Source organism: Sporosarcina sp. FSL W8-0480 (assembly GCF_037963765.1).
Classification (GTDB): Bacteria; Bacillota; Bacilli; order Bacillales_A; family Planococcaceae; genus Sporosarcina.
Map to the genome: position 1 here is coordinate 1,718,730 of NZ_CP150166.1, position 23,147 is coordinate 1,741,876.

27 protein-coding genes are annotated in these 23,147 nt (G+C 40.9%); 15 read left to right on the forward strand and 12 right to left on the reverse strand.

Annotation, left to right across the window (positions count from 1 at the left end; translation table 11 throughout):
- Nucleotides 1-59: 59 nt before the first annotated feature.
- Genes NSQ43_RS08975 through NSQ43_RS08995 form a run of 5 tightly spaced genes read right to left on the reverse strand, consistent with a single transcriptional unit; the run spans nt 60 to nt 4,391 of the window.
- The gene (locus NSQ43_RS08975) at nt 60-1,130 is read right to left on the reverse strand and encodes an ABC transporter substrate-binding protein (RefSeq protein ID WP_339249431.1); all 1,071 of its coding nucleotides are present in this window, start codon (nt 1,128-1,130) and stop codon (nt 60-62) included.
- Entirely contained in the window at nt 1,127-1,927 is an 801-nt protein-coding gene (locus NSQ43_RS08980) for an ABC transporter permease (protein WP_339249432.1), read from the reverse strand. Before NSQ43_RS08980 ends, NSQ43_RS08975 begins: the two co-directional genes overlap by 4 nt.
- A complete protein-coding gene (locus NSQ43_RS08985) occupies nt 1,911-2,735 on the reverse strand; it encodes an ABC transporter permease (RefSeq protein WP_339249436.1) in 825 nt (274 codons plus the stop codon). The genes NSQ43_RS08980 and NSQ43_RS08985 overlap by 17 nt, the downstream gene beginning before the upstream one ends.
- Complete coding sequence (locus NSQ43_RS08990) at nt 2,725-3,831, reverse strand: ABC transporter ATP-binding protein (protein WP_339249439.1); 1,107 nt, start codon at nt 3,829-3,831, stop codon at nt 2,725-2,727. The genes NSQ43_RS08985 and NSQ43_RS08990 overlap by 11 nt, the downstream gene beginning before the upstream one ends.
- Before the next feature lie 17 nt (nt 3,832-3,848).
- A complete protein-coding gene (locus NSQ43_RS08995) occupies nt 3,849-4,391 on the reverse strand; it encodes an XRE family transcriptional regulator (protein ID WP_339249442.1) in 543 nt (180 codons plus the stop codon).
- Nucleotides 4,392-4,571: 180 nt separating this feature from the next.
- Between NSQ43_RS08995 and NSQ43_RS09000 the strand changes: the two genes are divergently transcribed.
- Together NSQ43_RS09000 and NSQ43_RS09005 are read left to right on the forward strand one after the other, a co-directional pair.
- A complete protein-coding gene (locus tag NSQ43_RS09000) occupies nt 4,572-5,024 on the forward strand; it encodes a redoxin domain-containing protein (RefSeq protein ID WP_339249444.1) in 453 nt (150 codons plus the stop codon).
- Nucleotides 5,025-5,124: 100 nt separating this feature from the next.
- Entirely contained in the window at nt 5,125-5,784 is a 660-nt protein-coding gene (locus tag NSQ43_RS09005; protein WP_339249446.1) for a TrkA family potassium uptake protein, read from the forward strand.
- Nucleotides 5,785-6,207: 423 nt separating this feature from the next.
- Here NSQ43_RS09005 and NSQ43_RS09010 read toward each other — a convergent pair whose 3' ends face one another.
- The 3 genes from NSQ43_RS09010 to def form a co-directional block, all read right to left on the reverse strand.
- Nucleotides 6,208-7,881 (reverse strand): ribonuclease J, encoded by a 1,674-nt coding sequence (locus tag NSQ43_RS09010; RefSeq protein WP_339249447.1) that lies wholly within the window; start codon nt 7,879-7,881, stop codon nt 6,208-6,210.
- A gap of 5 nt (nt 7,882-7,886) precedes the next feature.
- Entirely contained in the window at nt 7,887-8,096 is a 210-nt protein-coding gene (locus NSQ43_RS09015) for a DNA-directed RNA polymerase subunit epsilon (RefSeq protein ID WP_339249449.1), read from the reverse strand.
- Nucleotides 8,097-8,630: 534 nt separating this feature from the next.
- Nucleotides 8,631-9,188, reverse strand: coding sequence for a peptide deformylase (def, locus tag NSQ43_RS09020; RefSeq protein WP_339249451.1), 558 nt, complete (start codon nt 9,186-9,188; stop codon nt 8,631-8,633).
- Nucleotides 9,189-9,321: 133 nt separating this feature from the next.
- Between def and NSQ43_RS09025 the strand changes: the two genes are divergently transcribed.
- From NSQ43_RS09025 to NSQ43_RS09060, 8 genes are all read left to right on the forward strand, one after another.
- Nucleotides 9,322-9,963 (forward strand): YkyA family protein, encoded by a 642-nt coding sequence (locus tag NSQ43_RS09025; protein ID WP_339249453.1) that lies wholly within the window; start codon nt 9,322-9,324, stop codon nt 9,961-9,963.
- Nucleotides 9,964-10,219: 256 nt separating this feature from the next.
- Entirely contained in the window at nt 10,220-11,335 is a 1,116-nt protein-coding gene (gene pdhA, locus NSQ43_RS09030) for a pyruvate dehydrogenase (acetyl-transferring) E1 component subunit alpha (protein WP_339249454.1), read from the forward strand.
- Nucleotides 11,336-11,338: 3 nt separating this feature from the next.
- Nucleotides 11,339-12,316 (forward strand): alpha-ketoacid dehydrogenase subunit beta, encoded by a 978-nt coding sequence (locus NSQ43_RS09035; protein WP_339249456.1) that lies wholly within the window; start codon nt 11,339-11,341, stop codon nt 12,314-12,316.
- 30 nt (nt 12,317-12,346) lie between these two features.
- Nucleotides 12,347-13,681, forward strand: a complete 1,335-nt coding sequence (locus NSQ43_RS09040) for a dihydrolipoamide acetyltransferase family protein (protein WP_339249457.1) — start codon at nt 12,347-12,349, stop codon at nt 13,679-13,681.
- Between the two features lie 4 nt (nt 13,682-13,685).
- Entirely contained in the window at nt 13,686-15,098 is a 1,413-nt protein-coding gene (gene lpdA, locus NSQ43_RS09045) for a dihydrolipoyl dehydrogenase (RefSeq protein ID WP_339249459.1), read from the forward strand.
- A gap of 119 nt (nt 15,099-15,217) precedes the next feature.
- Nucleotides 15,218-16,066, forward strand: a complete 849-nt coding sequence (locus tag NSQ43_RS09050) for a polysaccharide deacetylase family protein (protein WP_339249461.1) — start codon at nt 15,218-15,220, stop codon at nt 16,064-16,066.
- A 19-nt stretch (nt 16,067-16,085) separates the two neighbouring features.
- Nucleotides 16,086-17,042: a nitronate monooxygenase family protein gene (locus NSQ43_RS09055; RefSeq protein ID WP_339249463.1), complete on the forward strand. Its 957-nt coding sequence runs from the start codon at nt 16,086-16,088 to the stop codon at nt 17,040-17,042.
- Nucleotides 17,043-17,061: 19 nt separating this feature from the next.
- Nucleotides 17,062-17,331 (forward strand): UPF0223 family protein, encoded by a 270-nt coding sequence (locus NSQ43_RS09060; protein WP_339249465.1) that lies wholly within the window; start codon nt 17,062-17,064, stop codon nt 17,329-17,331.
- Nucleotides 17,332-17,413: 82 nt separating this feature from the next.
- Here the strand turns inward: NSQ43_RS09060 and NSQ43_RS09065 are convergent, their stop codons facing one another.
- Complete coding sequence (locus NSQ43_RS09065) at nt 17,414-18,052, reverse strand: DUF1054 domain-containing protein (RefSeq protein ID WP_339249467.1); 639 nt, start codon at nt 18,050-18,052, stop codon at nt 17,414-17,416.
- Between the two features lie 143 nt (nt 18,053-18,195).
- Here NSQ43_RS09065 and NSQ43_RS09070 point away from each other — a divergent pair, with 143 nt between their 5' ends.
- Together NSQ43_RS09070 and NSQ43_RS09075 are read left to right on the forward strand one after the other, a co-directional pair.
- Nucleotides 18,196-18,393, forward strand: coding sequence for a hypothetical protein (locus NSQ43_RS09070; protein ID WP_339249469.1), 198 nt, complete (start codon nt 18,196-18,198; stop codon nt 18,391-18,393).
- A gap of 128 nt (nt 18,394-18,521) precedes the next feature.
- Nucleotides 18,522-19,313 (forward strand): inositol monophosphatase family protein, encoded by a 792-nt coding sequence (locus NSQ43_RS09075; protein WP_339249471.1) that lies wholly within the window; start codon nt 18,522-18,524, stop codon nt 19,311-19,313.
- Nucleotides 19,314-19,368: 55 nt separating this feature from the next.
- On the opposite strand, the gene NSQ43_RS09080 is transcribed toward NSQ43_RS09075, so the two are convergent.
- Nucleotides 19,369-19,554 (reverse strand): YlaF family protein, encoded by a 186-nt coding sequence (locus tag NSQ43_RS09080; protein ID WP_339249473.1) that lies wholly within the window; start codon nt 19,552-19,554, stop codon nt 19,369-19,371.
- A gap of 96 nt (nt 19,555-19,650) precedes the next feature.
- On the opposite strand from NSQ43_RS09080, the gene typA reads away from it, so the two are divergent.
- Both typA and NSQ43_RS09090 read left to right on the forward strand, forming a co-directional pair.
- The gene (typA, locus tag NSQ43_RS09085) at nt 19,651-21,492 is read left to right on the forward strand and encodes a translational GTPase TypA (RefSeq protein WP_339249474.1); all 1,842 of its coding nucleotides are present in this window, start codon (nt 19,651-19,653) and stop codon (nt 21,490-21,492) included.
- 23 nt (nt 21,493-21,515) lie between these two features.
- Entirely contained in the window at nt 21,516-21,845 is a 330-nt protein-coding gene (locus tag NSQ43_RS09090) for a YlaH-like family protein (RefSeq protein ID WP_339249476.1), read from the forward strand.
- A gap of 28 nt (nt 21,846-21,873) precedes the next feature.
- Here NSQ43_RS09090 and NSQ43_RS09095 read toward each other — a convergent pair whose 3' ends face one another.
- Entirely contained in the window at nt 21,874-22,077 is a 204-nt protein-coding gene (locus tag NSQ43_RS09095) for a YlaI family protein (protein ID WP_339249477.1), read from the reverse strand.
- A gap of 42 nt (nt 22,078-22,119) precedes the next feature.
- Complete coding sequence (locus NSQ43_RS09100; protein WP_339249479.1) at nt 22,120-22,620, reverse strand: peptidyl-prolyl cis-trans isomerase; 501 nt, start codon at nt 22,618-22,620, stop codon at nt 22,120-22,122.
- 187 nt (nt 22,621-22,807) lie between these two features.
- Between NSQ43_RS09100 and NSQ43_RS09105 the strand changes: the two genes are divergently transcribed.
- Nucleotides 22,808-23,089 (forward strand): YlaN family protein, encoded by a 282-nt coding sequence (locus NSQ43_RS09105; protein ID WP_339249481.1) that lies wholly within the window; start codon nt 22,808-22,810, stop codon nt 23,087-23,089.
- Nucleotides 23,090-23,147 lie beyond the last annotated feature (58 nt).

Genomic DNA, 23,147 nt, shown 5'->3' on the forward strand with positions numbered 1-23,147 from the left:
CTTTGATGCTTGGTAACATAAAAACTCCCCTCAAACAGATGAGGGGAGCATGTGAACGATTATCTTAAATTCATTTTGAATTCCAAGAAGAGTTCATTGTAAACACCTAATAATTCCAAACCTAAGTTTTTATACACTTCCAAATGGCTCCGTGTCTCTTCATCGGGATAGAAGCGTTCATCTTCAACCACTTCAGGGTCCATCAGGTCAAGTGCTGTTAGATTTGGTGTTGAATACCCGACATAATCAGCATTTTGGGCTGCTACTTCAGGGTCAAGCATAAAATTAAGGAAAGCATGTGCACCTTCTATGTTTTTAGCTGTCCGTGGAATGACAAAATTGTCAAACCATAAGTTGGATCCTTCTTCAGGGACGACATAGTCGATATCTTCGTTCTCATACATCATATCGGCTGCCTGACCGGACCAAGTTAGCGATATGGCCGCTTCACCATTGACCATTAACTGAGTCACTTCATCGCCGATCACTGCTTTGACATTGGGGGTTAGAGCCTTCAACTTATCCGTTGCTTCTCGCAATTCACCGAGATTTGTTGAATTTAGGGAATAGCCCAATGAGTTTAAACTCATCCCCACGGTTTCTCTTGCACTATCCACAAGGATAACCCTTTGCTTTAGGGTAGGATCCCAAAGGCTTTCCCAACTTTCAAAGGTTTGACCCTCGAGCAAGGTTGGATTAAATGCAATTCCTACAGTTCCCCAGAAGTAAGGAATGGAATACGTATTCCCCGGATCAAACGGCAAATCTAAAAAGTACGGATCAATATGTTTGATGTTAGGAATTTTGCTGTAGTCGAGCGGCAAAAGAAGATTCTTTTCCTTCATCATTTCGACCATATATTCCGAAGGAGCAGTAATATCATATGAAGTACCGCCTTGCTCGATTTTACCCATCATGCCTTCATTCGAATCGAATGTTTCATAGATGACCTTTATGCCTGTTTCTTTTTCAAATTGCTTGATCAGATCAGGATCGATATATTCGCCCCAGTTGTATACTGTTATTGTGTTTTTTCCGGCTGAACCACCTTCATTCAACTTATCATTGATGAAGATCAGGATACCGGAAACGATAAGGATTACTATTGCCGCTTGGTAGATTGATTTCATTTTTTCACCCCCGCAAGAGGTGCTTTCAATTTCCGATTAAGGGCGTAGTATCCAAGTACGAGGCCGACTGTTACTACGAAAATAATGCCGGATAGGGCATTGATTGTAAGACTAATCCCAGTTCTCGCCATTGAGTAGATTTCAACGGATAAAGTAGAGAATCCATTCCCAGTTACGAAGAATGTAACTGCAAAATCATCAAGCGAGTACGTTAGTGCAAGGAAAAAGCCTGCGAATATCCCTGGCTTGATGAAAGGGAGGATGACCCTTGTCATAATGTCTTTACTTGTTGCACCTAAATCCCGTGCAGCATCTATCAATGTAGGATTCATCTCCGATAATTTCGGCAAGACCATAATGACGACAATCGGAATACTGAATGCAATATGTGATATCAAAACGGAAGCAAAGCCTAATTTAACCCCAATCATTGTAAAGAGGATGAGGAAAGAGGCTCCGATAATAACATCCGGGCTTACCATCAAAATATTATTCAGTGAAAGCACTGCATTTCTCATTTTTTTATTTCTCATGAAGTAAATCGCCAACGCACCGATAACACCGATAGCAGTTGAAGCAAGTGCAGACAATAGGGCGATAATGATTGTATTTAATACAATTACAATGAGACGCTTATCTTCAAAAACTGCTGCATAATGCTCCCAAGTAAATGATTCGAAATCAGACATTCCACCACCAGAATTGAAAGAGTAGAATATCAAATAAAAAATGGGCGCATACAGGATGATGAAAACAACGGTCAGATACAGTTTAGGAAGCTTACCTATTCTTTCCATTACCTGTAGCCCCCCTTTCTTTACCAGTAGTGAACGACATTATTATGAACATGAATAGAATTAGGAATACGGCAATCGTTGAACCCATTCCCCAGTTTTGTGTTACTAAAAACTGTTGTTCAATTGCTGTTCCAAGTGTAATGACTTTGTTACCTGCAATCAGCCTTGTAATCATAAAGAGTGAAAGTGCAGGGATGAAAACCACTTGTATGCCAGATTTCACGCCGTTAATCGTCAACGGCCAGATGACACGTTTAAACGTTGTCCAACTGTTTGCACCTAAATCACGAGAAGCATCTATCAATACAGGATTCAATTTGTCGAGCGCATTGAAAATCGGCAAAATCATAAACGGTATGAAAATATAGACGGAAACAAAAACGTAACTGAAATCGGTGAACAGGATCTGTTGTTTGCCGATGCCGACTACTTCAAGGAGCGCATTTATTGGCCCGTATAATCCCATTAAACCAATGAATGCATACGTTTTTAGCAATAGGTTAATCCAAGAAGGGATGATGATTAACAAAAGCCATAACTGTTTATGCTTAGTCTTTGTTATGAGATATGCTGTTGGATAGGAGATTAACAGTGAAAACAATGTAATTAGAAACGCATACCAAAATGAGCTTATTGTCAGCTTAAGGTAAACAGACGAGAAAAAGCTCTTATAGTTGGATAAGGTAAAATTGCCTGTTAGATCAAAAAATGAATAGTAGACGATCAATGCAATCGGTGCAATGACAAATAACAATATCCAAGCCGTATAAGGAATTGTGTAAAATGACCGTAGGCGATTATTCTTCATCGGCAAGCGCTCCATAAGATTCTAGTCGAGCATCGTATTCTTCTTCTGACTCATTCAACCTCATAACATGAATGTCTTCAGGATTGAAATCGAGCCCGATTACTTCACCAACTTCCGCTTTCTTCGTTGAATGGACGAGCCATTCATTTCCGTCCTTGTCATACGTGGACAATTCATAATGGACTCCACGGAATAATTGTGTGTCTACTGTGACGTTCAATTTACCTTTATCGATTGTTGTAATTTCCAAGTCTTCTGGTCGGATAACAATATCGACTTTTTCATTCGGCTGAAGACCTGCATCAGCACAGTCAAATCGCTTACCAGTGAATTCAACGACATAATCCTCAATCATTCGACCTGATACGATATTGGACTCACCGATGAAATCTGCGACAAAACGGTTAATTGGTTCGTCGTAAATATCAAGTGGCGTTCCGGATTGTTGAATAACCCCATCGTTCATGACGAAGATTTCATCAGACATGGCAAGTGCTTCCTCTTGGTCATGGGTGACGAAGACGAATGTTTTTCCTAAACGTTGTTGCAATTCACGTAATTCATACTGCATTTCCGACCGTAGCTTCAAGTCCAGAGCGGATAAAGGCTCGTCTAATAGAATGATTTCCGGATCATTGACAATCGCTCTTGCAATCGCAACACGTTGGCGCTGACCACCCGACATTTCCGTAATTTCCCGATTCTCATAGCCCGCTAGATTGACGAATTTCAGTGCTTCCTTGACTTTGAAATCGATTTTGTCCTTCTTCACCTTTTTAATACGTAGGCCGAATGCGATATTTTCATACACATTCAGATGGGGGAAGAGGGCATAGTCCTGGAATACTGTATTCACTTGACGTTCATTTGCAGGCACGTTATTAATGTTTTTCCCATTGAAGTAAATTGTACCGTCAGTTGGCTCGATAAATCCTGCGATCAATCGAAGAATTGTCGTCTTCCCACATCCTGAAGGTCCTAATAACGTATAAAACTTTCCGCGTTCCATTTCGAAAGATACATTATCCAATACGGTTGTTTCATCACTGTATTTCTTCGTTACGTTCTCAAAACGGATAATAGGCTGGTTTGCCATTTTACTAATTTCCCCCTTTATAAATATGATTCTGTTGCCACTAATAGCAACTCGGTCGGACCTTCATTTGCATTCGATACACGATGATGGTCGGATGCCTCATAATAAGCTGAATCACCCTTTGAGGCCGTGTATGTACGATTGCCGATTTCGATTTCAACTTTACCGGATAGTACATATATGAATGTTTCCGCAAGGGAAGGTTCGAACTGTTTAAATTCGCCGTGTTTTGAAAATGAAATATGGACAGGTTCCATTTCATTTTCATTCGAACGGGGAACTAACCAACGGATACTATATTTTAGTTCGTCATTCACATAGGTGGTTTGATCTTCTGGTGAGTAAACTACTTTCATGTTTTTCTTGGGTTCATCGAAAAATTCTTTTGGCGTTGTTCCTAACACCTCCAATAAAGAAAAGAGAGTTTCGATTGATGGAGAAGTAAGTTCACGTTCCAATTGAGATATATAGCCTTTTGTAAGGTCTGTTCTTTCGCCCAACTCTTCTTGAGTCAAGCCTTTTTTCAATCGAAGACTTTTGATTTTACTTCCGATCTGCATGGTGTTTCATCTTCCCTTCATATCGGAGTTTAGTATTACTGTACTTTAAGTTTACTATAAACCTTTTTAATTATACAAAATCCTGGTTGAAAATCAAGACGTTATTAAAATTAATTATTAATTTTGATAGGTACGCATAGTATAAGCATAGGAAGTCTTTTTAAGCGGAGGGGAAAACCTATGAAAATACGCGAACAGATGCCGGAATTGAGAGGGGCAACAACTTGGTTGAATGGGAGAGTGGATAGGTATGATCTGATAGGTGTGAAACCTACCCTTATTCATTTTTGGTCTGTTAGCTGTCGTCAATGTAAGGAGGCAATACGGGATGTAAATTATATCCGTGACCGCTACAAGGGTCTGTTGAATGTAGTCGCTGTGCATATGCCTCGAAATGCCGATGACAATGATTTGGATACGATTAGAGCGCTCGTTAGATTGCATGATATTACCCAACCGGTGTTTATTGATAATTCTTTAATATTGTCGGATGCATTTGATAATCAATTTGTTCCAGCGTATTATGTCTTCGATAAGCATGGCCAATTGCGTCATTTCCAAGCGGGTGGAAGCGGCAGTATGCGTACGCTTGAAAACCGTGTAAGTCGTATATTAGATGAAACCAGAATGTGATGAGAAATGGGATGGCCTATCGGATAGGTCGTCTTTTTTGTTTGCCTGCAAAGTATGATACACTAGTTCCATCCATCAAGAGGATTGGAGCGGAAGATATATGAAAAAGGAATTTGTTGTAATTGGATTAGGGAGATTTGGGGGAAGCATCGTTAGGGAATTAGTGGAGCTTGGTGCGGATGTAATGGCAATTGATGTGTCACACGAGCGGGTGGAAGAATACGCACAAATCGCGACTACTGCTGTTTCAGCAGACACGACAGATGAATCCGCATTACGGGCACTCGGGATCCGTAATTTTGAGCATGTTGTCGTTGCAATCGGTGAGAATATACAAGCAAGTATTCTAACGACATTGATATTAAAGGAAATCGGTATTAAACGAATTACCGTTAAAGCACAAAATGATTACCATGAAAAAGTGCTAAGGAAAATCGGGGCGGATCAGGTTGTACATCCAGAACGTGATATGGCGAAAAGGCTTGCAAACAATATGGTTTCAAATAATATTCTTGACTACCTTGAATTATCGGATGAATATTCAATCGTTGAAATACGGGCGAATGAAAAAATTGCCGGTTCTACATTGATCGATCTGGATATCCGTGCGAAATTCGGAGTCAATATTGTCGCGATTAAACGCCAGACACAAATATTAGTTTCCCCACAAGCGATTGAGGAGATTGAACTGAATGATATTTTGATAGTCATTGGTTCAGATATTGATATCCATCGATTCGAGAAAAAGGCCCTTCATTAAAATTAATAAATAAAAAAAGGGGCTGTCCAGAAAGTCAGTAAAAACTGACCTTCTGTGACAGCCATATTAAATTACACAATGAGTGGTAATGTTGATTTCCGCTTCAGGCGGACGCTTTCCGCCGGCATGGCTTGAGCCTCCTCGGTCGCTAAAGGCGTGCGCCCTGCGGGGTCTCAAGGCTCATGCTATTCCGGCAGGAGTCGCCGCCTTCCGCTCCAATCAACGGAAATCCTTTCATTATGGAATAAATTGAAAAATAAATACAAAAAATCGTCCAATCTGATAACCTTCTGAAAGTGGTGGGTATCAATCAGCTGCTTTTAGCAGGTTAATGATAAAAACCCAAAAATGGTGGCAGAAGAAAACAAATCTTCTACCACCACTTTTACTTTAGGAACTTATTGGACAGCCTCATTTTTCCATTTAAACTTCCATGACAACAGGAAGGACCATTGGTCTCCGTTTTGTCTGGTCGTATAAATAAGGGGATAGAATATCGATTATGTCGCTTTTCAATGCTCCCGCTCCTGCTTCGACAGAGGAGTTGGCGAGCTTTTTATTCAATTCCTTGGACAATATTTGTTGGGCTTCGCTGATCATTGTGCCTGATTCTCTCATGTAGACAAAACCACGTGAAATAATGTCTGGACCTGAAACAACTTTGTTGCGTTTTTTGTCAACTGTTGCAACGACGATTACCAAACCGTCTTCGGAAAGGATTTTACGATCGCGTAATACAACACTACCAATATCCCCAATTCCACTTCCGTCGATGTATACATCTCCAGATGGAATTTTACCGGCAATCCTTGCAGTATTCTCCGTCAACGCCAACACATCACCGTTACTCATGATGAATGTGTTTTCTGGTGCGACATCACAGTCAATGGCAAGCTCGTTATGCATCTTCAACATGCGGTACTCTCCATGGATTGGCATGAAGAATTTCGGTTTAATCAAACGAAGCATCAGTTTCTGCTCTTCTTGGGAACCGTGACCAGATGTATGGATATTGTTCAGAGCGCCATAAATAACTTCAGCTCCTGCGCGGAATAATGCATTGATTGTTTTATTAACACTTAGAGTGTTTCCGGGAATCGGAGATGACGAAAAGATTACAGTGTCGCCAGGTTGTATTTGGACTTGGCGATGTGTTCCATTCGCTATCCTTGACAAAGCTGCCATGGGTTCACCTTGGCTCCCTGTACATAGAATCATTACTTCGTTGGCAGGAAGTCTGTTTAGTGATTGAGCGTCGACAAACAATTCTTTAGGGGCGTTAATATAGCCTAATTCACGACCAATCGTAATTGCATTATCCATACTGCGGCCGAATACAGCTATTTTTCTACCATAATGCTCGGCAGCTTCGATAACCTGTTGTAGACGGTGTATATTGGAGGCGAATGTAGCGAAAATAATTCTTCCATCCACTTTCCGGAAAATTTCGTTCAGACTGTCTCCGACTTTTCGTTCCGACATTGTAAAATTCGGCACTTCGGCATTCGTACTATCTGATAAAAGACAAAGGACGCCGTCACTTCCGACTTTGGCCATTTTTGCAAGATTAGCAGGCTCTCCAACTGGGGTGAAATCAAATTTGAAATCTCCAGTGTGAACAACATTTCCGGATGGTGTTTTAACGACTACTCCGAATGCATCAGGAATACTATGAGTTGTCCGGAAAAAAGAAACAGATGTCTTTCTAAATTTGATGACATCATCTTCTTTGATCTCAATCAATTTTGTTGTACGTAGGAGGCCGTGTTCCTCAAGTTTATTGCGAAGAAGACCGAGTGCTAATTTCCCGCCGTAGACAGGAATATTAACTTTTCTTAGCAAATATGGGATTCCACCGATATGGTCTTCGTGACCATGTGTGATGAAAAGACCTTTGATTTTATCGATATTCTTTTCCAAATACGTATAGTCAGGAATTACATAGTCGATTCCTAACAGATCGTCTTCTGGAAATTTAATGCCTGCGTCAATTAGGATGATTTCATCCTGGAATTGTACACAGTACGTGTTTTTGCCGATTTCACCAAGTCCGCCTAAAGCGAAAACGGCAGTTTCATTGTTTTTTATTAATTTCATGATGCTTAGACCTGCTCTAACTCAAAATGAGGGGATGCTTGCTCATATTCGAGATGTGCGCCTTCAAGAAGCTGAATCAATTCAATATTGTACTTGCGTTCTTTCAGTTTTTCGCGGACAGTTCTTTCTGAATCGGCTTCGATGTACAATTGTTTTGTGTTTTCGCGAATAGGTACTTGTGTTAGATTTTCTTGGTAATAAACTTTGTAAATCATGGTAAGCTCTCCTTTTTTACGTTCGTTTGAAATCTTTCTCTTCATCTTAGCATGTCAGTTGTCTAAAATAAAGAAAAGCCCACCAATTGCATTGGCGGGCGTGAAATTATGCAATTGTCTTTTTGCCGAGTATGCCATTGAGCCGTTTCAACAGTTTGCGTTTTAGGCGCTTGTACATGGGCATATCACTCCTTAAAGACATTATATATCTATTTGAACTTTCTGTCAAGTTGAATTAGGGTACAGTCAATGTTGATTTGCGCTGTTAGAGAAAGATTTCATTTCAAAAATGAAAAGAAAAAATGCATAGAGACTTCTAAGCATTTTTGATGGGGGATTCTATTAAATTCAAACTTTAATCATGGTAAAAGAATCTCTGTTGATTGGAGCGTAAGACGGCCGACTCCGGGAGGATCAGCGGGACAGGTGAAACAACCAACGGTAGCGAAGCGAACGGGTTGGTTCACCGCACGCCCTCCGGAAAGCGTGCCGTCTGGAGCGCAAATCAACGTATTGCTTTTTATTTATATTCCCTCAATCCCTCTCAAAAGGTACCGCACCCGGGATTTCTTTGAATGGTTCTTTCGGGTCGATGTGATCGTAAAACATAACACCGTTCAAATGATCCAATTCATGTTGAAACGCAATAGAAGGAAGACCTTTTAATCGTAACTTGAATTCCTTGCCGTCCATATCGAAGGCCTTAATCGTAATTCTGGAATAGCGAGGTACAAAACCTTCGACATCGCGATCCACCGATAGACAGCCTTCTCCATTAGATAAATAAGTTCTTTCTACTGAATGACTGATTATTTTCGGGTTGATGGCGACAAAACTTAACGGCTCTTTATTTTCTTCTTCAATATGCAACGCGAATACTCGCTTTGAAACGTTAACCTGTGGTGCAGCGAGTCCGATGCCTGGTCTTAGGCCGTATCGTTCACATACTTCATCATCTTGGCTATTTATAATATATTGAAGTAACTCTTCGCAAAGTTTTTTGTCTTCATCAGTTAAAGGGAAAGTCACTTCTTCCGCGACTTTTCTCAGTGCAGGATGACCCTCGCGCACAATATCACTCATCAATATCATTGGTTGTACTTCCTTTCATTTACAATGCTTTCATCTATTATATGCTAATAGGAAAGATGGTTAAAGTAATTTGTGCATCCTTGAAAAGGATGAATGATAGCGCTATAGTGAAACAAAGACTGGAGGAATACGTATGAAGAAAAAACTGATAGGATTTTTAGTGATCGGTGTATTGACATTATCAGGCTGCAGCATGGGTGCCTCAACCGAGAAGCAGTTATCCGACACTCTATCAAAAATGAATGATTCTGAGTCGGAATATCGAGATACACAAAGCCAGATGACAGAGATGGAAAAAACGGAACAAAAGATATTTAAAGAAACAATGGAGTTAACGAAGGAAGATATTGAAAAGTTACGATCCAATGTGTCTGAGTTGGAAAAGCTGATTGAAGAACGGTTAAGCCGATTGGACAAAGAAGAAGAATCGATGAAGGAAGCAGAAGGTTTCATAAAAGAGCTCGAAACAGTTCTGGAAAAAGCATCTGAAGAGGAAAAGAGTCATGTTGAAAAGTTGAAAGCCTCAGTTGAGAAAAGATATGAGCTACATCAATCCTTTGTGGATGAATATAGAAAGTTGGCTACTATTCAAAAAGAGTTTTATGGTGTTTTATCTAAAGAAGATGTTAAATTGGAAGAATTAAAGCAAAAAGTTGAAGAAATTAACAAGCAAAATACGGTTGTTAAAACTGCAATAGCAGATTTCAATGAAGCGACAAAAGAAGTTAATTCCATAAAGAATGAAGTGTTTTCAAGTTTAGAAAAAGATAAATAAAGGAAAAGTGTAAAGTGGTGGCGAAATGCTCCACTTTTTCTTTTTCTACAAAAACAATTCTATTATAATACAGATGAAATATTGTGGTAGTACAGTATGTTATTTTGAAATAATTCTGATTGGAGGTGTCTATAGGAATAACGATGACTTCAACGATTGACCAATTTGCTCCTCTTAAGTATACTAAGTGAGGAAGACTGTTGTATCACTATAAGAAACAGAAAAAATAATACAGTTATAAAGGAGAGGTGCCGATATGGCTGCAGAAAAAGAAAAGCAGTTCGATCCGGTGAAAACGCTTCATTCTATTGAAGAACAGTTTGAGATGTTCCAAATTTTGAATGAAGAAGGCGAAATCGTCAATAAGGGCGCTGAGCCGAAATTATCCGACGAAGAACTTACAGAATTAATGACAAGAATGGTCTATACAAGAATTTTGGATCAGCGTTCTATCTCTTTAAATCGTCAAGGTCGCCTTGGGTTCTACGCACCTACGGCAGGTCAGGAAGCATCACAGCTCGCATCACATTTTGCACTCGAAAAGGAAGATTTCATTCTGCCGGGTTATCGAGATGTCCCGCAGCTTATATTCCATGGCTTACCATTACATATGGCATTCTTATGGTCCCGAGGACATTATCTAGGTAGCGCATATCCTGAAGGTTTGAACGTTTTATTCCCTCAAATCATCATCGGTGCACAGTATATCCAAGCTGCTGGTGTGGCACTCGGCTTCCAAAAACGTGGGATTAAAGCAGTTGCAATGACTTATACAGGTGACGGCGGTACTTCACAAGGAGATTTCTATGAAGGTATCAACTTTGCGGGAGCATATCGATCGCCAGCAATTTTCATTGTACAAAACAACCAATACGCGATTTCAACTCCTCGTGAATTGCAGACGGCTGCTAAAACACTTGCACAAAAAGGTGTGGCGGCTGGAATTCCAAGTATTCTTGTAGATGGTATGGACGCACTTGCGGTTTACGCCGCAACTCGCGATGCAAGAGAGCGTGCCATCAACGGTGAGGGACCAACTTTGATAGAGACAATGTGCTACCGATACGGTCCGCATACGATGGCTGGGGATGATCCTACAAGGTACCGTACATCCGAAACGGATAATGAGTGGGAAAAACGCGATCCTCTGATCCGTTTCCGCAAATACCTTGAAGGAAAAGGCATTTGGAATGAAGAGATGGAAAATGAAGTGATTGAGCGTGCAAAAGAAGAAATCAAAGAAGCCATCAAGAAGGCAGATGCGGCACCTAAACAAAAAGTGACAGATTTCATGAAAATTATGTATAAAGGCGACATGCCATCCAATTTGAAAGAACAATTTGATATCTATACAGAGAAGGAGTCGAAGTAACCGATGGCACAAATGACGATGATTCAAGCGATTACCGATGCAATGCGCACGGAGCTGAAAAATGATGAAAACGTCCTCGTCTTCGGTGAAGACGTTGGAAACAACGGTGGAGTATTCCGCGCAACAGAAGGGCTGCAAAAAGAGTTCGGCGAAGAGCGTGTATTCGATACACCGCTTGCTGAATCAGGAATTGGTGGTCTTGCGGTTGGTTTAACCCTAACAGGTTTCCGTCCGGTAATGGAAATCCAGTTTTTCGGATTCCTATATGAAGTGATTGACTCTGTCAGCGGTCAATTGGCTCGTCAATCCTTCCGTACAGGTGGAAGATATAACGCGCCTGTAACAATCCGTTCTCCATTCGGTGGCGGTGTTGCAACACCTGAAATGCATGCTGATAGCTTTGAAGGGATTGTTGCATCTCAACCAGGTTTGACAGTAGTCATCCCATCAACGCCATATGACGCAAAAGGGCTTCTAATCTCAGCAATCCGCGATGAAAACCCTGTTGTTTTCCTGGAACATATGAAGCTCTACCGTTCGTTCAGACAAGAAGTACCTGAAGAGGCGTATACAATTCCTCTTGGGAAAGCTGACGTAAAAAGAGAGGGTACTGATCTTTCGATAATTACGTATGGTGCGATGGTTCATGAAAGCTTAAAAGCGGCAGAAGTACTTGAAAAAGAAGGCCATTCCGTAGAGGTGGTTGACTTACGTACAGTTCAGCCATTGGATATCGAAACGATTATCGCTTCTGTTGAAAAGACAAACCGTGCAATCGTAGTCCAAGAGGCGCAAAAGCAAGCTGGTATTGCTGCAAACGTCGTTTCAGAAATTACGGAACGAGCAATCTTGAGTTTGGAAGCACCTGTTCTGCGTGTGACGGCTCCTGATACTGTCTATCCGTTTGCTCAAGGTGAAAACGCTTGGTTACCTGATGCTAATGACATTATTGAAACAGCTAAAAAAGTTTTGACATTCTAATTGAAACTCTGATAAGAAAGGGTGATTCTTGTGGCATTTGAATTCCGTTTGCCGGATATCGGGGAAGGGATTCACGAAGGTGAAGTCGTAAAGTGGTTTGTTGCCAAGGGCGATAAAGTCAACGAAGACGATACACTTCTTGAAATCCAAAACGATAAAGCAGTTGTGGAAATTCCATCACCTGTAACAGGCACTGTAGAGGAAATAGTAGTTGAAGAAGGCAAAGTCGCTATTGTTGGTGACGTATTAATCCGCTTTGACGCTCCAGGATACGAAAGTAATGCAAGTGCTGTTGAGGGCAAGGAAGAAACCGAAGCACAAGTTCAGGCAACTGCAGAAGCAGGCCAGGAAATTGATAAAGAAGAGATAAAGAAGGATCAGCCTTCGCAAAAACAAGTTGAAGACGAATCTACGAAGCGTGTCATTGCTATGCCATCAGTCCGTAAATTTGCTCGCGAGCAGGAAGTAAACATCCGTCAAGTGCAAGGAACAGGAAAAAATGGCCGTGTACTGAAAGAGGATATTGAAGCTTTCCTTAACGGAGGCCAAGAACAATCAGCTCAAGTTTCCGAAGAGGCGCAAGCGGCTCCGGCATCAGCTCCAATTGAAACGCAAAGAAATGATGCGCAACCAGCAGTAGCTCCTATCGTCTTGGAAGGTGACTTCCCTGAAACTCGTGAAAAGATGACTGGAATCAGGAAAGCGATTGCCAAAGCAATGGTAAACTCCAAGCATACTGCGCCGCATGTGACTTTGTTGGATGAAATCGATGTAACAGAGCTTGTTGCACACCGTAAAAAGTTCAAAGAGATTGCAGCAGAAAAAGATATTAAACTTACTTACCTTCCATACGTTGTGAAGGCGCTTGTTTCTACGTTACGTGAATTCCCTCAACTAAACACATCATTAGATGATGAAAAAGAGGAAATCATTCAAAAGCATTATTACAACATTGGAATTGCTGCCGATACGGATCGTGGTTTGCTTGTGCCTGTCATCAAACATGCAGATCGAAAATCAGTATTTGCAATTTCAGACGAAATTAGCCAACTTGCAACAAAGGCCCGTGATGGTAAATTGAGCCCGTCTGAAATGAAAGGCGCTTCCACTTCCATCACGAACATCGGCTCTGCAGGTGGGCAATGGTTCACACCAATCATTAACCATCCGGAAGTTGCAATTCTGGGAATCGGCCGCATTTCAGAAAAACCGATAGTCAAAAATGGTGAAATAGTTGCTGCACCTATGTTAGCATTATCTTTGGTATTCGATCATCGGGTAATTGATGGTGTAACAGGGCAGCAGGCTCTGAACCATATTAAAAAATTACTCGGCAATCCAGAACTTTTATTAATGGAGGCGTAAACAAATGGTAGTAGGAGACTTTCCAATTGAAGTGGATACACTTGTTGTAGGATCTGGACCCGGAGGATATGTTGCTGCAATCCGCGCAGCTCAGTTAGGACAAAAAGTCACTATCGTTGAGAAGGGTAGTCTTGGCGGAGTATGTCTGAACGTTGGTTGTATTCCTTCGAAAGCCCTGATTTCAGTAGGGCATCGTTTTGCATCTGCAAAAAATTCGGATGACATGGGAATCACAGCTACTGATGTGAAACTTGACTTCTCAAAAGCCCAAGCATTCAAAGACGGCGTCGTCAAAAAATTGACAGGCGGAGTCGAAGGACTTCTAAAAGGAAACAAAGTGGATATCGTCAATGGTGAAGCATACTTCGTCGATGCGAACACTGCAAAAGTAATGGATGAGACATCTTCACAAACGTACAAATTTAAAAACGCAATCATCGCGACAGGTTCTCGTCCGGTGGAAATCCCTACTTTCAAGTTTACAAAGCGTGTCATCAACTCTACTGGCGCACTAAACTTGGAAGAAGTACCAGGTCATTTGGTCGTTATCGGCGGAGGTTATATCGGTACAGAATTAGGCTCGGCTTATGCGAACCTTGGTTCCAAAGTAACGATCATCGAAGGCGCAGATGACATTCTTGCTGGCTTCGAGAAACAAATGACTCAAATCGTTAAAAAAGGTTTGAAGAAAAAAGGTGTAGAAATTGTCGTAAAAGCATCTGCAAAAGGTGTTGAAGAAACTGATACAGGCGTCGTCGTTACGTATGAAGCAAAAGGCGAAGAGCAGAAAGTTGAAGCTGACTATGTTCTCGTTACGGTTGGACGTCGTCCGAACACAGATGAAATCGGTTTGGAAGAATTGGGCGTTAAATTCCTTGAGCGCGGTCTAATCGATGTGGACAAGCAATGCCGTACGAGTATTCCGAACATCTATGCAATCGGCGATATTGTCTCTGGTCCTCAACTTGCACACAAAGCTTCATATGAAGCAAAAGTGGCAGCTGAAGCGATTGCAGGCGAGAAATCCGAAGTCGACTATTTGGCAATTCCAGCTGTTTGCTTCACAGATCCAGAACTTGCAACTGTTGGATTGAATGAACAACAAGCTAAAGATCAAGGCTATGAAGTAGTTGCGGGCAAATTCCCGTTTGCTGCAAATGGCCGTGCACTTGCGCTGAATGCTACTGATGGTTTCGTCAAACTTGTATCACGTAAAGAAGACGGACTTCTATTGGGCGCGCAAATTGTTGGTGAAAATGCTTCTGACATGATTGCTGAGCTTGGCCTCGCTATTGAAGCGGGCATGACATTGGAAGACATTGCAATGACAATCCACGCTCACCCAACTTTGGGAGAAATCTCAATGGAAGCAGCGGAAGTTGCTTTAGGCAAGCCTATTCATATGATCACAAAATAATAAGTGAATGATAATAAACGCGTCCAAGGCATGAATTGCCGAAGGACGCGTTTTATTCGTTTGAAGCCATATCTAAAATCATGTTACGATTGAATTATTCAATCAAAGGAGCTGTTTCTATGAAAAAGAGAATACTATACATATCATTACTGTCATCCATGCTGCTTTTAGCGTCCTGCAATGAAAAAATGGATCTTGAAACTTCCTCAAAAGAAGAAAACTCAGCAGATGTAGAAATAGAAACAGATGAGGTCTTAGAAGAAGATAGTGAAATTGAGTCCGAAATTGAAATAGAAGAGGATGAAGCGGAGGGTCTGATTGAAGAGCCGCAATATGTCATGAATCCAAATACGTATTCGATCGAACCGATCGGTGAAGCAAATCCTAAAGTTGTCCTATTAACTATTGATGATGCCCCAGATAAACGGGCTCTTGATATGGCAAAAACTTTGAAGGAATTAAACGTTCCTGCAATCTTCTTCGTGAATGGTCATTTTATCGCAACGGATGAAAAGAAGGCGATTCTGAAAGAAATCCATGATATGGGCTTTATAATTGGTAATCATACAAAAACACATGCGAATCTTAAAAAAATAACGGAAGATGAACAGCGTGAAGAAATCATTTCCGTGAATGATATCGTTGAAGAGGTGACTGGAGAGCGTCCAACGTTTTTCCGTGCCCCGTTCGGTGCGAATACGGATTTCAGCCGAGCTTTGTCGCAAAAAGAGGGTATGCTCTTGATGAATTGGTCATATGGATACGATTTTGAAAAAGAGTTTATGACTAAGGAGAAAATCGCTGATATTATGGTGAATACTGAGCTTTTGAGAAATGGGTCAAATCTTTTAATGCATGATCGGGAATGGACAGCTGATGCATTGGAGGAAATTGTAAATGGACTGCGTAAGAAAGGGTATGAGTTTGTCAATCCAAGATTGATAAAAGGGATAGAAGAAATGGAATAAGAAAATGGGGGAATAGGTCATGCTATGGAAAACAAGAGTGACTGAACTATTAGGTACTGAATACCCGATTATACAGGGCGGTTTGGCTTATCTTGCTTATTCAGAACTTGCCGCTGCAGTTTCCGAAGCGGGTGGACTTGGACAAATAACAGCGATGAGTCTTGAATCGCCCGAAGCGCTTCGGGCAGAAATAAAAAAAGTGAAGTCATTGACGAGCAAGCCGTTCGGGGTGAACTTTGCAATTGGGCAACATGGTAGACCGTATGAATATCTTTTGGATGTGGCAATTGAAGAGAAGGTTAAGGTAGTTTCAGTAACTGGTGGAAATCCCGCACCATTCTTTGACTATTTAAAAAGTGTGGATATAAAAAAACTTGTCTTAGTTGCCTCGAAAAGACAAGCTATAAAAGCGGAATCCCTTGGAGCGGATGCAGTAATGGTTGTCGGTCAAGAAGGTGGCGGCCATTTAGGGCGTGACGATATCGGTACATTTGTTTTAGTTCCTCAAGTTGTTGATGCAGTGAAAATTCCTGTAATCGCTTCAGGAGGTATTGGGGACGGTAGAGGTTGGATGGCTGCTCATGCATTAGGCGCCGAAGGCATCGAGATGGGTACGCGTTTCATCGCAACAAAAGAATGTGTTCATGCCTCGTCTGCATATAAAAATGCATTACTCCAAGTCGAAGAAACAGGTACAGTTGTCATTAAGCGGACATTAGGCGCACCTGCACGTGCCCTTGCTGGTACTTGGACTGATAAGATTCTTCGCATGGAAGCAGACAATGCGGATTATGATAAGTTGAAGGATTATATTAGCGGTGAGGCAAATTGCCGATTCATCCACCAAGGAGATGAACAGCAAGGTTTCGGTTGGGCCGGACAAGTTGCTGGAATGATTGAAGATATTCCTACGGTTGCGGAATTGTTCGGTCGTATGGTGCGGCAAGCTGAAAAAATACGTGAAAATTGGGCGTGAAGAAAGGTGCGGAAGAAGATTGGATTATAATTACCCTCTTAGTCATCATTGGACGACAGATGAAATAATTGATGTAGTAAATTTCTTTCAAGCCGTTGAGATGGCATACGAAAAAGAAATAAAGAGAGAGAATTTCATGGCCGCTTATAGGGCTTTCAAGAAAGTTGTACCTTCAATGGCGGAAGAAAAAACGATTTTCAAGGAATTTGAAGACGTCAGCGGATTCAATAGCTACAAAATCGCCAAAGCGGCAAAAGAAGGCAATGACGGTGAAATCATCAAGGGGTAACAGATTGTAATTTTAAAAATTCAATTGAAAATTCACTTATACAATCAAGAAAAGGGATGCATACTACATGCATCCCTTACTTTTATCCGATGATACAATCGTACACCGGATAAAGGTCATTGATCGTTTTTTCCACACATGACAAAAATTCTGATTCAGAAAGGGTGGTAGCTTCCTCCATAGACAAATGCTTACCGATTACAAGCTCGGCTTTTTTTACCGTTTTCAATCTTTCCAATAAACTTTCGATACCTTCAATCCCGATTTCCTTTATGTATTCCGCCTCGGGTTTCATATGGTCACCCGATATAACAAAGTCTTCAGGTAAAGATAAAAGCACCTTACTGTTTTTACTAAGCCTTTCAGCAATCCCTTTCTTATCAGGATTTTCATAAATCACCGCTAAAATGATAAATAAATGGGTTCCCCATAATCCGACCAGGAAATGTGGTAAAGCTTTATATCCACGTTTTGCTGGAGCGAACGCCACCCAACTATCTTTCGGTGGATTGACTGTTCTTCGTGCATGTCTCGCAATATGCGGGTAAAATTCGCCTGTTCCGTATGAAGATAAAAAAGTAGCAATATGTTCACCAATTACTCCGAACTTCGGTTGAATTCTATTTTGTAGCGCGCTCATTCTGTTATCTAATCCATCAATTGAAAAAACTGTAAAGTCGTCTTTTGTCCAAAACACATGTGTCAATTTTAACTCCTCCATTTCATTCTCCACGTTTATCGTAACAGAAAACGGGGAACAATCTTATACAAGAAGGCTTATAACTAACAAAAGCAAAATGGCCAGCATAAGTTAGAAGTAAGTAAATGCTCGTAAGTAAATGACTAAAAAAGGGGTGTAACGAAATGAAACAAGTCGTCCATATTATTCGAAAAGCTGAGATTGAAAAGGAATACGTGAAATTGCTACATCTTGAATTGGATTATGAATTAGCTACATTATACGATGCCATGCAAGAGCAAGATAGCAAGCAGGCTGAAAAAAGCAAAGTTAGACTCACTGAAATCCATAGTGAGCTGGAGACATTCAATGCTTTTGCGTAATAGAAATCCATCGAACCGAATTAGGCGCCTTCACTGAAAACCCTTTAGGGTACATAACAGTGCGGGGCGCCTTTTTGTATACAGATTATGTTATAATTGGATAATAAGTGTGTAGATGGGGTGTAATGATGAACTGGGGAACAATTGACCGATATGCCAAATCCCTAATTAAAGAAGCGGGCCATAAAATAAGAGTATCCTTTTATAAGACAATTGATGTCGAGTCGAAAGCCGAAGCAAATGATTTAGTGACCAATATCGACCGTGACATTGAACAATTTTTCATCCGTAAGATTAGAGAAGACTTTCCTGATCACCGTATTTTTGGGGAGGAGGGCTTCGGTGATGAGATCAAGTCACTTGAAGGCGTAATTTGGATGCTTGATCCGATAGATGGAACGATGAATTTCATCCACCAAAAGAGGAACTTTGCCGTTTCACTAGGTATTTATTTTGACGGTATTGGAATGCTTGGGTATATATATGATGTCATGAATGATGATTTTTACCATGCCGTTAAAGGTGAGGGTGCATATTTTAACGATGAAAGACTCCCGATGCTCGAAAATACTCCGATTGAAGAAGCTGTTATTGGAGTTAATGCTAGCTGGGTTGCGCCAAATCGAAGAATTGAGCATATGCCTATTGTCGAAATGGTACGTAGATGCCGTGGAACCAGGTCGTATGGGTCTGCTGCCATTGAACTTGCTTACGTCTCATCAGGTCGTATCGATGCCTATATGTCCCTACGATTAGCGCCTTGGGATATTGCGGGAGGAATGGTCATTGCACAGGAGGTCGGGGCGATAGCAACCAATATGAAGGGAGATATTCCGCATCTGTTAGGGCAGGATACGTTCATCGTTGCAAAACCTGGATTGCATGATGAGATTTTGAGAAACCATATTGTCCTTAAATAATTGGTCTAAAAATAAAAAGGGGGACCGCTGAAAAAACAGCTGTCCCTTTTCATGATTATAATAAACCTTGTTCCCGCATTTTCTTCTTCGTCTTGAAACCATTACCCATGACGTAAATGAGTGCAAGAATAGCAATGATAACAACGGGGATACTACGCATGCCTATGCCTATACCAATACCACACATGGCAGCTATTGCAGCAAAAGAATAAAGGACGAAAACCCATTTAATATTCTTCAAAATGATACATCTCCCGAATAAAATGTTTTTTAATATTGTTCCTATGTGCTATAATATCACAGTTATACATCTGATAAAAGATAACGGAGTGAAAACATGACAAATAAACGTAATGATTTACGGAATATAGCAATTATCGCCCACGTTGACCACGGTAAAACGACACTTGTCGATCAGCTATTGAAGCAATCCGGTATTTTCCGTTCCAATGAACATGTGGAAGATCGTGCGATGGACTCAAATGACCTTGAACGTGAACGTGGCATTACTATCCTTGCCAAAAATACTGGTATCGAATATAAAGACACGAAAATTAATATTCTCGATACCCCGGGACACGCGGATTTTGGTGGGGAAGTTGAACGGATTTTGAGAATGGTAGACGGCGTCGTGCTCGTTGTCGACTCCTTTGAAGGATGTATGCCGCAAACCCGGTTCGTGTTGAAAAAAGCTTTGGAAACAAATTTGAAACCGATTGTTGTTGTAAATAAAATTGACAGAGATTTTGCGCGTCCTGAAGAAGTAGTCGACGAAGTACTTGAATTATTCATCGAATTGGATGCGAACGATGAACAGCTTGAGTTCCCTGTAGTATATGCATCAGGTTTTAATGGAACAGCAAGTTTGTCACCGAACCCAGAAGATCAGGAAGATACATTGGAAGTGTTGTACGACGCGATTCTTGAACACATTCCTGCTCCTGTTGACAATCGCGAGGAACCTTTACAGTTCCAAGTTTCATTACTCGATTATAATGACTATGTAGGACGTATCGGTATCGGACGTGTATTCAGAGGAACTATGGAAGTTGGACAACAAGTAACTGTCATTAAGCGTGACGGATCGAAAAAGAACTTCCGTGTGACAAAAATGTATGGTTTCCTTGGATTGAAAAGAATTGAAATCCAAAAAGCATTTGCTGGAGATCTAATCGCTGTATCGGGGATGGAGGACATTGACGTAGGTGAAACAGTTTGTCCGGTTGATCATTTAGAAGCATTGCCTGCGCTTTATATAGATGAACCTACACTCCAAATGACATTCCTTGTGAACAATAGTCCATTTGCAGGGAAAGAAGGTAAATGGGTAACAGCAAGAAAGATTGAGGAAAGATTAGAACAACAATTACAAACGGATGTCTCTCTACGTGTAGACCCTACAGATTCACCGGATGCATGGGTTGTTTCAGGACGTGGGGAACTACATCTTTCTATTCTAATAGAAAATATGCGTCGTGAAGGGTTCGAACTCCAAGTATCAAAGCCGGAAGTAATCATTCGTTCGATTGATGGAGTCCGTTCTGAACCTGTTGAACGTGTACAAATTGACATCCCCGAAGAATATACCGGCGCTATTATCGAATCCATCGGAGAACGCAAGGGTGAGATGCTCGATATGATTAACAACGGTAGTGGACAAGTTCGTCTTATATTCCTTGTACCAGCAAGGGGATTGATCGGATATTCTACTGAATTCCTTTCACTCACAAGAGGGTACGGAATCATCAATCATACATTCGATTCTTACAAACCGGTTGCACAAGGTCGTGTTGGTGGACGACGTCATGGCGTGCTTGTATCTATGGAGACTGGAACAGTGACTGGATATGGTATAATGCAATTGGAAGATCGGGGAATTATGTTTGTGGACGCTGGTACTGAAATTTATGCTGGAATGGTTGTCGGTGAAAACAACCGTGACAATGACTTGACGATTAACCTAACAAAAATCAAGCATGCTACAAACGTACGATCCGCTACTAAAGATCAAACTGTAACAACTAAGAAACCACGGATTATGTCACTTGAGGAAGCGTTACAATATGTAGGTGATGATGAGTATTGTGAAGTTACACCTCAATCGATTCGCTTACGTAAAAAGATTCTAGATAAAAACGAACGTGAACGAGCACAAAAGAAGAAAAAACTTGGTGAATAAATCGAGTTGATGGAAAGGGATGAATGAAGTTGAAGGATTCGGAAGTAATCGAACGTATGTCGGGGATATCACGCTTTATATACGAGATGATGCCTTCGGTCAATTCGGCTGGTTATGTGTTATTAGCCCTCGTGTTCCTCTTATCGGCACTTGTTTATAAGCTTGGTTTTGCAAGGAAAATTAAACCATGGCAAAATCTCGTAATATACGCATTCTTGTTTTTAGGATGTCTTGTTTTGACATTCCTTGCCTTCTTCCTTCCGATTGCGGAGGGACTGATTGTAGCAGCGCTCATATTAATCATTTACAGAATACGTAGGATGAACGAGCATAAAGAAAACTCCACCGTTTAATGGGTGGAGTTTTCTTTAGTTTCTTCAGTTAAAACTTATTCTCAGCGGAATGGGAGCTCCGATAGAATTTGAAATTCCCGGAGTTTACCCGTATGTTTGTAAACTCTGCAATGCGTTCGTTGCATCGTTCGCACATATAGGTATTGATCGGATGATTCCTGAGCTTTTTAGCAAGTGGAGTATCATCATGTAGCTGCCCTATTTCGTCGCAGAGGACACATTTTACTCGCAAATGATCAACTCCTTTTTTAAGAAAAACCATTTAAGACAATTGTTATTTAATAATGATACTGCTAATTCCTTTTAAAGGGTTTTCGATATTCGAACCATCGTTAAATAACAGATGTACAGGTCCGTCATCCGTTAATGGCTTGCCGTCTTGACTGAACTTAAAGATGAAATCTTCAGCCTTAGAAAGGGGAAACGTTTCTTCTTGATTAGTTGAAGTGATGAAGGTGATCGTCTCCGCATCATCAGCCGGAACAGCATTTTTCAGGAAGGGTTTCAGTAAAATCCCGAATGTACCTGTAACCATTTTTTGACGGTCGAACTTTTTTTCTGTTTTTAATGTAGGAGGGAAAATAGCTCCTTCCATGATCTCCCTGGACCAATGTTTGCCCATGCTATTTAAATACTTCTCGTCTTCATCTATTTCAATTCGTTGCTCGCTAAAATACGTATTTAAATCAATTTTACGGTCATCAAAGATCCATACAGTCGGATCGAGAGTGATAGTATATTTTACATTTCCTTTAACTGTTACGATTGTTTCCAATGTGAATAGCCCCCTATGGTCTTATAGATGCTTTCTAAGATATAGTATACCCCTTCCAATGGATTGTGGAAAGACATTGATATTAGTCCGTCTCTGAAAAGGGAAACACTTGCAATTTACCTTCTCAAAAGATACAATTTATTCATAATCACCGTAGCAGGAATAAAAGGTGAATGGGGGCGTCCTCGTGGATATTGAATTGCAGGAAACCTATCAGGAAAAAGCAATGAAACAATTGCAAGCTGATGCAGATAAAATCGCACAACTTATAAAGGTACAGATGGATCATTTGACTATGCCACAATGCCCTCTTTACGAGGAAGTATTGGATACCCAGATGTACGGCTTATCAAGAGAGATTGATTTTGCTGTCAAGCTTGGCTTGATTGAGCGTGAAAAGGGGAAGGACATCCTTTCATTGTTAGAAAAAGAGATGAACATTCTGCATGAGCTATATACAAAAAAATAAACAAAAGACTCAAACTCATTAATTGGTTTGAGTTTTTTATTTACAAAAGGTGGGAAGT